Below are 16497 nucleotides of genomic sequence, written 5' to 3'. Positions count from 1 at the left end.
CTTATTACAGCACGATTGCGCAAGCCGCTTCAAACGTCAGACGCGGCAAACGTGGTTTGATTTTTTCGTGGTCGCCATAGCCGATGCTGCAAATGAAGTTGGCTTGTACCTTGGTACCGACGAAGAAAGCTTCATTCACTTTCGCGGCATCGAAGCCCGACATCGGGCCGCAATCCAGACCGATGGCACGTGCTGCCATGATGAAGTAAGCGCCTTGCAATGAAGAGTTACGGAAAGCGGTGTCTGCTGTCAGTTTTTCATCAGCATTGAACAGCGATTGCGCATCCATGTGCGGGAACAATTGCGGCATCTTGCGCGGGAAGGCCATATCCATGCCGATAATGGCAGTGATGGGTGCAGTCAATACTTTCTGCACATTACCGCCAGAGACGCAGGCAGCCAGCTTTGCTTTTGCTTCTGGCGATTTAATGAAGGCGATACGGGCCGGTTGTGAATTCATCGAGGTCGGCGCCCACTTCATTAATTCGTAGATTTCACGCAACTGACCGTTGGTCACTGGCTTGTCGGTCCAGACGGTATTGGTATGGGCTTTGGTAAAGAGGGTATCGAGCGCTTCCTGGTTCAACATGGCGACTTTCATTTTCAGAGTTTCAAAGGCATACCCCGATGGGTCTGTATCAGGGTTATATCGGTAACAATAGCCGCTATGGTATCCGAAACCAGGCCAGCAGTTCAGCGCCAAGCCACGTACAATGACGATCTGTGCCTAATGTCCGGCTCTTTTATGCTGCTTTATGCAGCTTCTGAACACCATGTTTACACCTTCACAACACGACGTACGCCGCTTTTTCTGCGAAACCTTCCGCAAACAGCGCGCGAATGAAATCCTCACACCGCTGGAGGCTATCGCCCGTGACTGGATCATCCAGCACCCGGAATACGCAGATGCGTTGACAGACGTCGAAGCAGCGCTGGCACAGGATTACACGGTGGAATCCGGTCAGGCCAACCCGTTCCTGCACCTGTCCATGCACTTATCGATCGCCGAACAAATCTCGATCGACCAGCCGCCCGGCATACGCGCCGCCTATACCGGACTGGCACGCCGCCTGGATTCCGAGCATGAAGCCCACCATCACATCATGGAGTGCCTGGGAGAAATGATCTGGACGTCGCAGCGCAGTGGTTTGCCACCGGATGGCGCCGCTTATATTGAATGCATCAAGCGCCGCTGATTTGTTGGCGCTGAGAATAAAAAAGCCACGCTGAGCGTGGCTTTTTTATTGCGTGCCGGTGCTTACAACAGTACTTATTTACGCAGTACCAGATTGGTCGGCAGGCTGTGCAAATACGCGGCGATATTTTCGATATCCTGGTTCGACAACTGCTTGGCCAGCGGCTCCATGATCGGATTGCTGCGGCCGTTCGATGCCTTGTTGCCGCGCTTGTACGAAACCAGCGCATGCTTCAGGTAATCCTTATGCTGGCCAGCCAGAATAGGGTAAGCAGGATCGATAGGGGTTTTGAAATCGGCACCGTGGCAGGATGCGCAATTGAATTTGGTTACGGCTGCCTTGCCTGCGTCGATTTTGCTCTCTGCCGCAGCATTCAACGAAACAAGTGTCGACAGGGAGAGCACCGCCAATGAGATGATTTTTTTCATTTGAGGCTCTCCTTATTTCTGCTGCGCGTAGTACGCAGCAACGTCAGCGATGTCCTGGTCCGACAGGCTCTCGGCTATACCGCGCATCGAAGGATGATTGCGATCACCCTTTTTGTATGCGTGCAGAGCTGCCGCTATATATTTATCCGACTGCCCACCTATCATCGGAACTTGGTATACCTCAGGAAACGTCGCCTTGTATCCCGGGATGCCATGGCATCCGATACACATCGACACCTTGTTGGCACCCGCCTTAGCGTCACCAACGATTTCCGCTGCGGTAGTGATGTTAGCCACACCCGCGAGCGCGAGAAGCGCAAATAGTTTTTTCATGATAGCTATGGGTAAGTGAGACGAAACCTGCGGGTGGCGTGGCTGCGGACAGCTTTTTATATAGTGAAATTATGACTTCGCCACACCAAAACCGCTCGATTCTACCCCAAGACTATCGGAGCGTCCACGCTCAATTCCGGCAGCGTGGACAGTATCCGACAAAGCTACCCCCTACTCGTCGCGAGGCCGCGCCGGTGCTTGTTCTTGGCCTTTTTCGGCATCGTTTTCAAGCTGTGCGGCGGGGGTCGCCGCCTCCGGCTGGGTTGGCCAGAAGAAGATATACGGCGTCAGGGTAAAACGCCGCAACATGGCACGGAAAACCAGGCGTCGCACCCGTTTCGGCACATCACGCGCACGCAAGGCCAGCGTCAGTGCGCAGCCAAATGCCACACCGACATTGAGCAAGCCTATCGCGATAATGCCAACGCAAGCCAGCCAGAACTCCGGCGTCGTCATCACTTGCCAGCCCAGCGTCGTTACCGCGGCCGCCAGCGTTGCAGTCGATAAGGTCACATGCCGCACATCCAGCGGCAAACCAAAGAAATGGGCGATCACTGGCACCATCCCGAGCAGAATAGCCAACGATACGTTGGCGACGATGCTGGAGATATTGTGCTCCAGCCAGTCGGCCCAGCGTTGCGCCCTGCCCGCACCCAGTGCATGCACCAGACGACGATGATGCGCTATCGATTCCTTCAGCCGACGCAAGGCAAACCAGTTATCGGCAAAGCCGGAAATCAGGCTGGCGATCCACAGCAGGATGCCGGTGAAAGCTGCAAACAACGGTGTAACGCCGACGAAGGAGAGTGAAGCGATGCTGGCATGCGCCTTCTCGGCACTCATCACCGGTTTGCCGGTCATGTACAGGAAGGCAAACGAAAGCCCGATGATGACTGGCGCGACCGCCAGCAAGTTACCGAACACCGCCGCCGCCTGCGAGCGCAGCAAGGCGGCAATTTTTGCCAGCAGTTCACGCAAACCCTCGACCGTTTCCAGCTCCCCCATCTGCGCCGCCAGGGCAGGTGCCGTGACCGCCGGTTGCTTGGTTGCCAGCACGCCGCCGATTGCCGTGATCAGCAAGAAGCTCACTGCGTAGTTAATGGAGAGGAATGCACCTTCAAAGAAGTGCGCCAGACCCAGCCCGGTAATGCCGACCTTGGCCAGGGCCGTGAACGCAGTGATGAAACCACCCAGCAAGGCGGCTTTCAGCATTGCGCGATATTCCTGACGGTCACTGGCGATGTAGTGTTCACCGTGGCTGGCATTACGCTCAACCATCTTGCGCGCCAGCAGAGAGAAGCTGCGGTTGACCAGTTCACGTATCGAAGAACGACGGTGATGCGCAATAATCAGATCCACCAGCACAGCCTGTACCTGCCCCGATCCTTCTTCCACATGCGAGGTATTGCGCAAATCCAGCAAGCGCGCCACACGCGTCAACTGCGCACGCATGCGCTCGACGTTATAAACAAGACCAACCGACACACCGTACTCATCGAGATGCGCATAGATCTTGTCCGTCTGCGCCTGGCAGACCGCAATCAACATGCGTACACTACGCAACGCACCTTCATCGCGCTCACTGGTGACCAGATAGTTTTCCAGTTCACGACGCAAAGCCATGAACGGGGTTGCCAGCAAAGGCATGCGTGGTTCCAGCCGTTGACGGAAAGCAGGACTGATGCCGATGGAGATCACCATCGTCACCAGATACAGCATGGCTTCATCGATCTGCTTGCGATAACCGTGCGCGATACCGTCATCGGCACCCAGCTTCCACAGGCGCGACAGGGTCTTGGGATCCAGCTCCAGCAACCAGTCGGCATCCGATTCATCCGGGAACATCGCGGTGAACAAGGTGGATAAATCATGCTGACCCAGCGGCGGCGGCAGTAGGCGTTTGACCGCCCGTTCCGACAGCTCGGAAAAGAACGCCGACTCACGCGGCAAGCCGGTCGCTGAAAACAATTCAGGACCGGTCGCTTCACGCAATGTCTTGCGCAGGGTTGCCTGCACGATTTGTCGCACATCGCGATGCTCATCCAGCCAGTCCAGCATGTAGCGGATGCGCAAGGTCTTGATGCGGCTCCACTCGTCTTTGTCGAGCAGCGACACTTTAGGTTCGCGGCGTATCCAGTCAGCCAGATCGATCATCCAGTTGGCGCGCGCATGCCAGCTGGCATTCGGATCGGCGCGCCGCGCCAGGGGTTCGATCTGCTGCAGGTAGCGCGCATTATCGGCATGATGGCGCAATGCACCGCGACGGAATCTGCGCCACACTGCGAAGATTCTAAGGAAAGAGATTTTCATTATATTTATTGTAAGGAGAGGCTATTCTGAAGCGTAGCGGCCACTATCGCCGCGCTACATTCACTAAGCCTTTCTCGCTTATACTCCGATTTCTTTTCATTTTAATGACACCGCCATGCGACAAGAAACACGCTTCGAAGGTTCCCAAAGCTATGTCACCACCGGCGATCTGAAGCTGGCCGTCAATGCAGCGCTGACCTTGCAACGTCCGTTGCTGATCAAGGGTGAACCAGGTACCGGCAAAACCATGCTGGCTGAAGAAGTCGCTGCAGCGCTGGGCATGCCCTTGCTGCAATGGCATATCAAATCCACCACAAAAGCCCAGCAAGGCCTGTATGAGTACGATGCCGTATCGCGCCTGCGTGACTCGCAGCTCGGTGATGAGCGGGTCAAGGTCATCGGCAATTACATCGTCAAGGGCGTATTGTGGCAGGCATTTGCCGCCGACCAACAAGTTGTTTTGCTGATTGATGAGATCGACAAGGCGGATATCGAATTTCCGAACGACTTGCTGCGCGAACTCGATCGCATGGAATTCTATGTGTACGAAACACGCGAAATGGTCAAAGCCAAGCACAGACCACTCGTCATTATTACATCGAATAACGAAAAAGAACTGCCGGACGCCTTTTTGCGCCGCTGCTTCTTCCATTACATCAAGTTCCCGGACCGCGACACGATGGAACAAATTGTCGCCGTGCACTTCCCGAATCTGAAGCGCGAACTGCTGGCCAAGGCGCTCGAAGTGTTTTACCAGATACGCGAAGTCAGCGGCCTGAAGAAGAAACCTTCTACCTCGGAATTGCTGGACTGGCTCAAACTCTTGCTGGCCGAAGACATCCCGCCGGAAGCACTGCGCAGCCAGGACGATAAAACCATCGTGCCGCCGCTGCATGGCGCATTGCTGAAGAATGAACAGGACATCAATCTGTTCGAGCGCCTGGTCTTCATGTCGCGTACCAATCGCTGAGGGACAGGTTCGTGCTGATCGATTTTTTCTTCACGCTGAAAGACGCCAAAATTCCTGTGTCCATCAAGGAATTCCTGGTGCTGCTCGAAGCATTGGAAAAAGAAGTCATCAGCCTCTCCTTCGATGATTTTTACTACCTGGCGCGCCTGACGCTGGTCAAGGATGAATCGAATTTCGACAAATTTGATCGCGCCTTCGGCCTCTACTTCAAGGGCATCAGTACTGCCTTTGAAGAAAATGCTGTAATCCCGCTCGACTGGCTGCTCAAGAATGCCGCGCGCAAACTGTCGCCGGAAGACCTGGCAGCGCTGCAAAAATTCGGTTACGACAAACTGCAGGAGCGCCTGAAGCAATTGCTGCAGGAACAGAAGGAACGGCACGAAGGCGGCAATAAATGGATAGGTACCGGCGGCACTTCGCCATTCGGCAACAGCGGCACCAATCCGGAAGGCATACGCATAGGCGGTGAAAGCCGCAACCGCACTGCAGTCAAGGTATGGGAGCAGCGTACCTACCGCGATTACGATGCATCGAAGGAAATCGGCACGCGCAATGTGAAGGTGGCCTTACGCCGCCTGCGCAAATTTGCCCGTCACGGCGCACACGATGAGTTTTCACTGGACGATACCGTCCGCGCCACGGCCAACAATGCCGGCTATCTCGATATCAAGATGCAGCCGGAACGCAAAAACAATATCAAGGTATTGATGCTGCTGGATGTCGGCGGTTCCATGGATGACCACATCCAGCGCACGGAAGAATTATTCTCCGCGGCCAGAACCGAATTCAAGAATATGGAGTTTTACTACTTCCATAACTGCGTCTACGATCAGCTGTGGCGCAACAATCAGCGCAAGCGCACTGAACGCTTCTCCACCTGGGATGTACTGCGCAAGTACACACCGGATACCAAGGTTATATTTGTCGGCGATGCCACCATGAGTCCGTATGAGATATTGCACGCAGGCGGCGCCGTCGATTATCACAATGAAGAAGCCGGAGCCGAATGGCTGCAGCGCTTTACCAAGACCTTTCCCAACTATATCTGGCTCAATCCTGAACCGGAACACATCTGGGAATATCGCCAGTCCATCGCCATCATCCGTCGACAAATGGATAACCGCATGTACCCGCTGACCCTCGAAGGTCTGGAACGCGGAATGCGCATGCTCAGCAAATGATTCAGGTCGCCGTCAGCGCGGCAAATGCATGAATTTCTTCAGGGCGCTGATGAAGTGATGTGCCGCCACCGGCTTGGTCAGGTAGCCGTCGGAACCCGACTGGCGCGCCTGCTCGCTATCGTAGCCACTGCTTTTACTGACGAGAAAAATCACTGAGGTGCGATCCGCCGGACGTATCGCCTTCACCGTCTGGCACAGGCGATAAGAATTAATTTCCTGCATCGAAGTATTGATCACCACCACTGCCACGCGCTGACGCGCGCAAGCACCTTCGGCCTCGGCCTCGCTACTCGCCCACAAGACTTCCGTCTTGTTACGCAACAGCAGTTCAGCAATGTAATCACGGAAGGCCGGCGTTTTATCGATAACGAGGACTGCGCCGCCATTCGGCAGCTCGGTACGCATGCGCTGGTACTCGGCCGGATCGGTGAGATCAATATCGACACGATCACGCCGCCTGCGCTCCGGCACGGCTACCACGTCAGAAGCTTCCAGACGTGACAGCGCGTCGGCGCGCTTCTCGACTAATTTATCGAGCGCATCGAACAAACGATGCCAGCGTATCGGCCGCTCCACGCTCGGATAAGGGAAAGGGATGCTGGTCGTCCCCACCAGCAAGGCTGGCCGCACATCGCTGGGGCGCAAGTCGGACAAAGCCACCAATGCTTTTAACTCCTCGGCATTGGCGATGTATAAATCAGGATCTTGCAGATTGTCTTCCGACAGGCGGATATAGCCGTATCCCTTGCCTTGGTCCAGGGCAAAAGTGGCATCGAAAATTTCGACCTCCTGCGGTTTAAAACCGATCAGGCGGACCGCGAAAGGAATACTGTTAGCTGACATCTGCTTGTTGTTGAGGCGGCGCTGCAGAGACGCAGCACCACGTAATCCACTACCATGCAACACGCATGCATTGATAAAATCTGAGACGCACCCATCTGGCTCAGGATGCGTAGTACCGACCAGCACACAATTTTGTCGGGAATTTGTCAAAACAGATATATTTGACCGCTTTTAACAAAAAAACGCCAGAATTGCCGTACGGAAATAACTATATTTAACAATTTGGCACAATTCGACGTATTGTGTCCGGCATCACAGACAGGGAAAGTAATGGGGATTGCCTTTTTTCATTAGAATGCAGACACTTTGCTATTTCATGCTGTTTTGCAATTAAGCACCCTAATTCCTGCACCCTTACCCAGTATTCGATTGAATGGCCACTAAAAAATCCTCTGCAGACTATAGCGAATCATCCATCCGTGTTCTCAAAGGCCTCGAACCGGTCAAGCAGCGTCCCGGCATGTACACGCGTACCGAGAACCCGCTGCACATCATTCAGGAAGTCATAGACAATGCCTCCGATGAAGCACTGGGCGGTCATTGCAAGAACATCCTCGTCACGCTGAACACTGACGGCAGCGTCAGCGTTGAAGACGACGGCCGCGGCATTCCGGTCGGCCTGCACCCGGAAGAAAAAATTCCGACCGTGGAAATCGTCTTCACACGACTGCATGCCGGCGGCAAATTCGACAAGGGTTCGGGTGGTGCTTACGCCTTCTCCGGCGGTTTGCATGGTGTCGGCGTCTCCGTCACGAACGCACTCTCGACCCGTCTGGAAATTACCGTATGGCGTGAAAACGGTGTGCACAACCTGGTATTTGCCGGTGGCGACGTCATCGAGCCACTGAAATCCCGCCCTATCGCCCGCGATGAAAAACGCAGCGGTACCCGCGTCACCGCCTGGCCGGACGCCAAGTACTTCGATTCCTCCGTCATCCCGCAAGCCGAGCTGCAACGTCTGTTGCGCTCCAAGGCGGTGCTGCTGCCGGGCGTCAAAGTCACGCTGCTCAATGCCAGGAACGGCGAAACGCAAACCTGGCAATACGATCAGGGCTTGCGCGGCTACCTCACTGAATCACTGGCACAGGCATCCAACTCGGACACGCTGATCCCATTGTTCGAAGGCGAGCAATACGCCGGTGCCGACGCCGAAGGGTTTGCTGAAGGCGAAGGCGCGGCCTGGGTCGTGGCGTGGACCGAGGATGGCGCAGTAGTCCGCGAATCCTATGTCAACCTGATCCCGACCTCGAACGGTGGTACGCATGAATCCGGTTTGCGTGAAGGTTTGTTCGGCGCGGTGAAAAGCTTCGTCGAAATGCATTCGCTGTTGCCGAAAGGCGTGAAGCTGCTGCCGGAAGACGTGTTTGCACGTGTTTCCTTCGTGCTGTCGGCCAAGGTACTCGACCCGCAATTCCAGGGCCAGATCAAGGAACGCCTCAACTCGCGCGATGCGGTGCGACTGGTCGCATCGTTCACCCGCCCTGCGCTGGAACTGTGGCTCAACCAGCACGTCGACTACGGCAAAAAGCTGGCCGAGCTGGTCATCAAGCAAGCGCAATCGCGCCTGCGTTCCGCACAAAAAGTCGAAAAGAAAAAATCATCGGGCGTCGCTGTCCTGCCGGGCAAGCTGACCGACTGCGAATCCAGCGATACCTCGCGCAATGAACTCTTCCTGGTCGAAGGTGACTCGGCAGGTGGTTCCGCCAAGATGGGCCGCGACAAGGAATTCCAGGCCATCCTGCCGCTGCGCGGCAAGGTGCTCAACTCCTGGGAAACCGAACGTGACCGCCTGTTTGCCAACAATGAAATCCACGATATCGCGGTGGCAATCGGCGTTGATCCGCACGGTCCTAACGACACAGTCGACCTCAGCAACCTGCGCTATGGCCGCATCTGCATCCTGTCCGATGCGGACGTCGATGGCTCGCACATCCAGGTCTTGTTGCTGACGCTGTTCTTCAAACACTTCCCGCAACTGATAGATCGCGGCCATATCTGTATCGCGCGTCCACCGCTATATCGCGTTGATGCACCGGCGCGTGGCAAGAAACCCGTGCAAAAAATCTATGCACTAGACAATGGCGAGCTGGAAGCAATCGAAGACAAGCTGCGCAAGGATGGCGTCAAGGACGGCGCATGGAGCATCTCGCGCTTCAAGGGTCTGGGTGAAATGAATGCCGAACAGTTGTGGGAAACCACGATGAATCCGGATACCCGTCGCCTGCTGCCGGTTGCACTCGGCGAGTTCGATCTGGATACCTCCGAATCGCGTTTCAATATGTTGATGGGCAAAGGTGAAGCTGCTGCACGCCGCACCTGGATAGAAGAGCACGGCAATGAAGCCGAAGCCGACATCTGATATCGACGCATATACGCCCTCACCTACATCGAATAATTTTTCAGAACAACAATGACTGATCAAGCCAATCTCTTCGACCCAGCACCTGCCGATGGCGGTGAAGCGCTGACACTGGCCACCTTCGCCGAACGCGCTTACCTGGATTACGCCATCTCCGTGGTTAAGGGACGCGCCTTGCCGGATGTCTGCGACGGCCAGAAGCCGGTACAACGCCGCATCCTGTTTGCGATGAATGAACTGGGACTGAACTCCGCCGCCAAGCCGCGTAAATCTGCCGCCGTGGTGGGTGACGTACTCGGTAAATTGCATCCGCACGGCGATCAATCCGTGTATGACGCGCTGGTGCGTATGGCACAGGACTTCTCCTTGCGTTATCCGCTGATCGACGGCCAGGGTAACTTCGGCTCGCGCGATGGCGACGGTGCCGCCGCGATGCGTTATACCGAAGCACGTCTGACGCCGATCTCCAAGCTGCTGCTCGATGAAATCGATATGGGCACAGTGGACTTCCAGCCCAACTACGACGGCTCTACCGACGAACCCAAGCTGTTGCCCGCACGCCTGCCTTTCGTCCTGCTGAATGGTGCGTCCGGTATTGCCGTTGGTATGGCGACCGAGATTCCTTCACACAACCTGCATGAAGTAGCGAAGGCAGCGGTTGCACTGATACGCAATCCTAAGCTGACGCATGAAGAATTGATGGCCATCGTACCGGGACCTGATTTCCCGGGCGGCGGTCAGATCATCACCTCCCCAACCGCAATCAGCGACATCTACGCCAGCGGTCGCGGCAGCGTCAAAGTACGCGCCACCTGGAAAATAGAAGACATGGCGCGCGGCCAGTGGCAAGCGGTCGTGACCGAACTGCCGCATGGTACTTCGTCGCAAAAAGTACTGGAAGAAATCGAAGAGCTGACCAATCCGAAGATCAAGCTGGGCAAGAAATCGCTGTCACCGGAACAACTGGCGCTCAAGCAAACGGTACTCTCCATGCTGGATACGGTACGCGACGAATCAGGCCGCGATGCACCGGTACGTCTGGTATTCGAACCGAAATCAAAAAACCAGGACCAGACCGAATTCACCAATCTGCTACTGGCGCACACCTCACTGGAAACCAGCGTCTCCATCAATCTGGTGATGATAGGTGGTGACGGACGTCCACGCCAGAAGTCGCTGGCCGACATCCTGCGCGAATGGGTCGAGTTCCGCTTCACCACGATTACCCGCCGTACCCAATTCCGCCTGCAAAAAGTTGACGACCGCATCCATATCCTCGAAGGCCGCGAAGCCATCCTGCTGAATATCGATAAAGTCATCAAAATCATCCGCGAATCGGACGAACCGAAACCGGCACTGATGGATGCCTTCCGCTTGTCAGAACGTCAGGCTGACGACATCCTGGAAATCCGCTTGCGACAATTGGCGCGACTGGAAACCATCAAGATCCAGCAAGAACTGGCCGAACTGCGCAACGAAAAAACCACCCTGCAAGACCTGCTCGACAATCCATCGTCGATGAAGCGCCTGGTCATCAAGGAAATCGAAGCAGATGAGAAACAGTTTGGTGACGCACGTCGCACCCTGATCGAAGTGGCAGAAAAAGCCTCGGTCGAAACCAAAGTCATCGATGAGCCTGTGACAGTCGTCATCTCGCAAAAAGGCTGGGTCCGTGCACGTACCGGCCACGGCCACGATGCAGCACAGTTCACCTTCAAGGCAGGCGACACGCTGTACAACACCTTCGAATGCCGCACCGTCGATTCGCTGCTGGTATTCGGTTCGAACGGCCGCATCTACTCGGTGCCGGTCTCTGCCCTGCCCGGCGCACGTGGCGATGGCGTACCTATCACCACGCTGGTTGAACTGGCGAGCGGCACCCGCATCCTGCATTACTACGCAGGCCCGGCTGATGTCACGCTGCTGCTGGCGTCAACCGCTGGTTACGGCTTCACCGCCAAATCCGGCGACATGGTCAGCCGTACACGTGGCGGCAAAGCCTTCATCACACTGGACGACGGCGATGAACCATTGCCACCACGCCCTGTGATCGAAGGTGCCAGTGCAATTGCCTGCCTGTCGGAAAAAGGACGCCTGCTGGTATTCGGCATTGATGAAATCAAGACACTCACCGCAGGTGGTCGCGGCGTGATCCTGATGGATCTGGAAAAGAACGAAAAACTGCTGGCAGCACAACCGATCAGCCAGCGCGGCGTCATCGTCGCTGGTGCCGGACGCGGCGGCAAGGCACAGGAAGTAGAGTTGTCTGCAGCCGGCCTCGGCATCCACATCGGCAAACGTGCACGCAAAGGCAAGGCGCTGGAATCGAAAATCAAAGCGACCACGCTCAGCCCGAAAAAATAGATAAAGCAAAGTCATGAGCAGTACGGAACCATCCCCGACAGTTTCATCTGCCCAGACACCACCATCGAAGACGCGGCGTCGTCTTCGATGGGCTTTACTGGCCACTCTGCTCATGGCGAGCTACGGTTGCTACCGCGCCTACGTCAGTCCCGCGCCACCGCTCTACAAAAACAACTACCTGCAAGGCGACATCGGCGGCTCCTTCCTGAAATGGCAATGGGAACGTCTGACACAAGGCTTGCCCAAACCACCAGCCAACGGCTATCACTTCCCGATCGTCAAGGCAGATGCAGCCTGGTTGCAAGCGAATAAAACAGTCTCGACCGCGACCTGGATAGGCCACGCCACCGTGCTGGTACAAATGCGCGGCCTCAACATACTCACCGACCCGATCTGGTCGGAACGTGCGTCGCCGTTCACCTTCATGGGCCCGCAACGCAAAGTGCCACCCGCACTCGACTATGCACAACTGCCGCACATAGACGTCGTGCTGATCTCGCACAATCACTACGACCACCTGGATAAAGACACTGTACTCAAGCTGAACCAGCAAACAGGTGGCGCGCCATTATTCCTGGTACCGCTGGGCATCAAACAATGGATGGCAGACATCGGCATTACCAATGTGCAGGAACTGGGCTGGTGGGATAAAACAGATGTAGGCGGCCTCGCCTTCAACTTCGTGCCAGTCCAGCATTGGTCGGCACGCACACTGAATGACCGCTTCCAGACCTTGTGGGGTGGCTGGGCAGTCACGACAGCGGCTGATGTAAAGCAGGCGCAATCATTCTTCTTTGCCGGAGATACCGGTTACTCCAAAGATTTTGAAGACATAGGAAAACGCTTTGCACCGTTCGACCTGGCGCTGTTACCAATAGGCGCCTACGCACCGCGCTGGTTCATGAAAGCACAGCACGTTGATCCGGGCGAAGCGGTGAAAATTCATCAGAACGTGCAAGCCAAACGTTCTATCGGTATCCACTGGGGCACGTTTGAACTGACTGATGAAGCGCTGGATGAACCGCCCAAGGCTTTGGCGGAGGAATTGAAAAAGGCGCATATACCGGCGGCGGATTTTGTCGCGCTGGAGCATGGGGAGATGGTGCGGTTTTGATGAGTGTGCTTAGCTGCTGATGTAACCTATGGGTATGTCTGCCAATGACCAGAATCTGACATTCAGTTGATCTGGCTTTTCTTGTTAAGTCTAAGAAATCAGGGGCAGGTAAAGAAGAAAAAATTTACGATCCTCGGGTGTAAACTTATGTCAGTATGAAATTGTAGAAAATACCTAAGAACTAGTCCCGCCATACGGCTACAGGGCTAATAAAAGCGGTTTCAATTCATCAATCTAACAGTTCTTGCATGCTCACCCTCGATGAAGCCTTCGCAGCCCTTGCTGCAGATATTGAACCAGTAATTTTGCTCGGAAATGGTTTTTCCCAAGCCTGGAATCCGGTCATCTTCGATTACGCAAGTCTACTTGAAGTCGCAAACTTTGAGGACCGTGAAAATCAGATACGAGAACTATTTAAACGGCTGAATACCTGGGACTTTGAGGCCGTCATGCGGGCGCTCCTTGCGGCACAAACTGTCGCAGAGGTTCACGCGGTTGAACAACCGATCATTGACAATATCAAGAGGGACCAAGAGATTCTGAAGCAAGCCCTTTTAACTGCCATTTCAGATAATCATCCTCGGCTTCCGAGTGATCTCGCAACTGCTCAGTATCAATCCGTACGTGCGTTCTTAAGACGTTTTAGTCAGATATTCACCGTTAACTACGACCTTCTTATGTATTGGGCTCGAAATCAGAATCTTGAGCCCGTGTGGCGCACTGATGACGGATTTCGAGCACAACGACGGTGGGAGGGATATGGAACCGAACAAATGGTTCATTTTCTGCACGGTGGACTCCATCTTTACGAAGGATCGTCTGGAGCACTCAAACATGCATACACGGGAGAAGTCGGTGGAGGAATCGTTGATCAAGTACGCGCTAATCTAGACATGACTCCTCCGCGATTTCCATTGTTTGTTGCCGAACCCACTCATCAACAGAAGAAACAGCGAATCAGTCGGAGCCCGTACCTGACCTTTTGCCTACGAAAACTTGAAACGAATACAGCGTCCGTCTTCATCCTCGGGCACTCAATGGATGAGAACGATGCTCATATCTTTGAGGCTATTCGAAAATCGGACACGCGCCAAATCTTCGTTAGTGTTTTCGGGGATGAGAACAGCGACGAAAATCGACGACTAAAAGCAAATGCATTGGCGTTCTTAGGTGCAGCAGGAAAACATGTTGACTTCTTCGATGCCAGTACTACTTCGATATGGGGTTGATCTACATCCATTCGGTTACTTATATACGCAGCAACGGGCCACTAAGTCTCTGATATCAATAGCAGAAACTGCTTGTAAAAAACCGGATATATGTATCCATTGAATGTTCGCTTTAAGTAGAAAAAACACTCTCATAGTCTAGGCAATCAAACCAAAACTATCCTGTCCTTACCCAAGCTTTTAGCGTCATACAACGCACGATCCGCCCGCTTCAGTGTGTCCTCATACGATCGATCTTCCGCCAGCATGGTGGTCACACCTATGCTCGCCGTGACGAAAGTACCTTCCACTGAAAAATGGCTTAGTTCTTCCCGGATGCGTTCATGTAAACGCCGGGCGAACTGCATGGCTTGCTCATGTCCGGTATTGGGTAAGGCAACAACAAATTCATCGCCACCGTAACGGCTTGCAGTATCCGCTTTCCGTATCGTTGTACGGCAGATGTTGGCTACCGCCTGGATGATTTCATCACCAGCGTGATGTCCGTTGGTGTCATTGATTTTCTTGAGGTTATCCAGATCAAAGATAAAGATCGAAGTCGGCACCGCATACCGCAGCCATGATTCGTAGTGCAGCGCCAGGTCGTGCTCGAGTTTCCTGCGGTTGAACAGGCCAGTGAGCTGATCGGTATCGCTGAGCTCCCTCAGCTTGCCCTCCAGCATATGGCGCTCTGAAATATTACTCGCGACCCAAAGCACCACTTCTTCTTCGTCCACCAGGAAACTCAGCGCCTGGATGCGCCCTTCAAACCAGATCGGATCCTTGGGGCCGTCATCGTCCAGGCCTTTTACGTCCCGGTTGCTCAGTTCGTATTCTTCGACCACCAGCTTGCGCGATTCCAGCGCCCTGGCTATCTGTTCGAGAAACCAGTTGGCCTTTTCTGGCTTGATCACGTCGGCAATATACAAGCCGATCAGGCCGGTACCGTCGTGGTAATAGCGCGTATCACGCCCACCAAACACCGCGACGTATTTACCACTGCGGGACAGGATGAAGGCCGGGTCCGGCAGAGCCTCCAGAATTAAGTCCATCTGTTCAAGATTGATCATGCAGTGCTTCTTCCGACCTGGTTAATTGGATAAAGGTAAATCAATAAAGGTAGTCCAGCCACCTGATTACTGGCGACTGATGATCACATTATGCCATCCCAACCCTGAGCAATAACATGCCCTGGACTGACGATCCGGCGTTTGCCATATTCAACGATATTTGGGAACAAGCTCAGATCCACATGCATAAATTAAGTGTTGCAGGCAAATATAATCACATGCATCGAATTTTCCTGCACCAGTGACTAAACGGAGAGATGCAATGCGTGGCCTGCTGAAATTCTGCGGCATCGTATTTTTCGTGCCTGCCGTACTGTGGACCGGCATCGCACTATGGGGTACGTTCTCCCCGGTTGTATCGCTTCATTACTCAAAAGACGCTACCGATAGTATCCGCGTTTTTTTAATGATAATCACGATACGAGCAAGTTCAGCATGGCTCCAGGCAACAGCGTCGAATTTCGTACGGCCATGTTCCCCAAACATGACATGTGGATCTTGCTGACATTTCCAGGCGAAAGTCCCGACCAACTAGAGCTTACTCAACCTTTTAGCCGGGTGAATGTGTACATCGTTCCTGGTGCCAGGATCGAACACACTACAATACAAGGCGAATTCTTCTCACGGCTTTGATATCTGCTGATGCTCACAGCAAACAAGGAAATTGGTATGAAAGGCAAACAGTACTCAGGCGGCTGCCTCTGCGGCCATATCCGTTTTACTGCACATGGCGTAGCAGCTAATCCTCATAGCTGCTCCTGCTCCAATTGTCAGAAGCATTCAGGCGCGCCCAGCTTATGCTGGGTCGAGTTTCCACGCGACGCTGTAGAGTGGACGGGTACTGGTGGTACTCCTGCGGTGTATCGCTCATCGGATTATTCCAGCCGTTCCTTTTGCCCACATTGCGGCAGTACGCTGGGGGCTATCGATGATGAACCGACGGTGGCCCTGGTGACGGGAAGTTTTGATGACGGTGATTTGCCGGAATTGCGACCGGTGTCGCATTCCTATGTGGATGGCTGTGCTGCCTGGTGGAAGATAGAGGGCGCCGTCTGAAACAACCCATCCTAACGACACACCAACAGCAATGAATACGGCCGCATATGCGGCCGTATTCAAAA

Annotated in this window: 14 protein-coding genes; 8 read left to right on the top strand and 6 right to left on the bottom strand. The window is 54.3% G+C overall.

The genetic code is table 11. From position 1 onward, the window contains the following. Positions 1-4: 4 nt before the first annotated feature. The gene (locus DBR37_RS05055; protein ID WP_124573401.1) at positions 5-601 is read right to left on the bottom strand and encodes a malonic semialdehyde reductase; all 597 of its coding nucleotides are present in this window, start codon (positions 599-601) and stop codon (positions 5-7) included. A gap of 172 nt (positions 602-773) precedes the next feature. Here DBR37_RS05055 and DBR37_RS05050 point away from each other — a divergent pair, with 172 nt between their 5' ends. Next, complete coding sequence (locus DBR37_RS05050; protein WP_124573400.1) at positions 774-1196, top strand: DUF1841 family protein; 423 nt, start codon at positions 774-776, stop codon at positions 1194-1196. Between the two features lie 74 nt (positions 1197-1270). Here DBR37_RS05050 and DBR37_RS05045 read toward each other — a convergent pair whose 3' ends face one another. From DBR37_RS05045 to DBR37_RS05035, 3 genes are all read right to left on the bottom strand, one after another. Beyond that, a complete protein-coding gene (locus tag DBR37_RS05045) occupies positions 1271-1624 on the bottom strand; it encodes a cytochrome c (RefSeq protein ID WP_124573399.1) in 354 nt (117 codons plus the stop codon). 12 nt (positions 1625-1636) lie between these two features. Further along, complete coding sequence (locus tag DBR37_RS05040) at positions 1637-1957, bottom strand: cytochrome c (RefSeq protein WP_124573398.1); 321 nt, start codon at positions 1955-1957, stop codon at positions 1637-1639. A gap of 171 nt (positions 1958-2128) precedes the next feature. Continuing rightward, positions 2129-4267, bottom strand: a complete 2139-nt coding sequence (locus DBR37_RS05035; protein WP_124573397.1) for a site-specific recombinase — start codon at positions 4265-4267, stop codon at positions 2129-2131. A gap of 115 nt (positions 4268-4382) precedes the next feature. On the opposite strand from DBR37_RS05035, the gene DBR37_RS05030 reads away from it, so the two are divergent. After that, the gene (locus DBR37_RS05030; RefSeq protein ID WP_124573396.1) at positions 4383-5237 is read left to right on the top strand and encodes a MoxR family ATPase; all 855 of its coding nucleotides are present in this window, start codon (positions 4383-4385) and stop codon (positions 5235-5237) included. 11 nt (positions 5238-5248) lie between these two features. Next, entirely contained in the window at positions 5249-6418 is a 1170-nt protein-coding gene (locus DBR37_RS05025) for a VWA domain-containing protein (RefSeq protein ID WP_124573395.1), read from the top strand. Between the two features lie 12 nt (positions 6419-6430). Here DBR37_RS05025 and DBR37_RS05020 read toward each other — a convergent pair whose 3' ends face one another. Continuing rightward, complete coding sequence (locus DBR37_RS05020; RefSeq protein WP_124573394.1) at positions 6431-7261, bottom strand: PleD family two-component system response regulator; 831 nt, start codon at positions 7259-7261, stop codon at positions 6431-6433. Between the two features lie 373 nt (positions 7262-7634). Between DBR37_RS05020 and DBR37_RS05015 the strand changes: the two genes are divergently transcribed. The 4 genes from DBR37_RS05015 to DBR37_RS05000 all read left to right on the top strand — a co-directional run bounded on the left by DBR37_RS05015 (position 7635) and on the right by DBR37_RS05000 (position 14327). Continuing rightward, positions 7635-9620 (top strand): DNA topoisomerase IV subunit B, encoded by a 1986-nt coding sequence (locus tag DBR37_RS05015; protein WP_124573393.1) that lies wholly within the window; start codon positions 7635-7637, stop codon positions 9618-9620. Between the two features lie 51 nt (positions 9621-9671). Beyond that, a complete protein-coding gene (gene parC, locus DBR37_RS05010; RefSeq protein ID WP_124573392.1) occupies positions 9672-11984 on the top strand; it encodes a DNA topoisomerase IV subunit A in 2313 nt (770 codons plus the stop codon). Positions 11985-11997: 13 nt separating this feature from the next. Continuing rightward, complete coding sequence (locus DBR37_RS05005) at positions 11998-13098, top strand: MBL fold metallo-hydrolase (protein WP_124573391.1); 1101 nt, start codon at positions 11998-12000, stop codon at positions 13096-13098. A gap of 248 nt (positions 13099-13346) precedes the next feature. Next, positions 13347-14327: a DUF4917 family protein gene (locus DBR37_RS05000; protein WP_124573390.1), complete on the top strand. Its 981-nt coding sequence runs from the start codon at positions 13347-13349 to the stop codon at positions 14325-14327. 146 nt (positions 14328-14473) lie between these two features. On the opposite strand, the gene DBR37_RS04995 is transcribed toward DBR37_RS05000, so the two are convergent. Beyond that, the gene (locus tag DBR37_RS04995; protein WP_124573389.1) at positions 14474-15376 is read right to left on the bottom strand and encodes a sensor domain-containing diguanylate cyclase; all 903 of its coding nucleotides are present in this window, start codon (positions 15374-15376) and stop codon (positions 14474-14476) included. Between the two features lie 669 nt (positions 15377-16045). Between DBR37_RS04995 and DBR37_RS04990 the strand changes: the two genes are divergently transcribed. After that, the gene (locus DBR37_RS04990; RefSeq protein ID WP_124573388.1) at positions 16046-16432 is read left to right on the top strand and encodes a GFA family protein; all 387 of its coding nucleotides are present in this window, start codon (positions 16046-16048) and stop codon (positions 16430-16432) included. The last annotated feature ends 65 nt before the right edge of the window (positions 16433-16497 follow it).

The sequence above is a fragment of the Herminiimonas sp. KBW02 genome, assembly GCF_003852535.1.
Taxonomy (GTDB): domain Bacteria; phylum Pseudomonadota; class Gammaproteobacteria; order Burkholderiales; family Burkholderiaceae_D; genus Oxalicibacterium.
The sequence above is the reverse complement of the archived record's forward strand: the minus strand, read 5'-3'. Positions and strand labels throughout refer to the sequence as shown.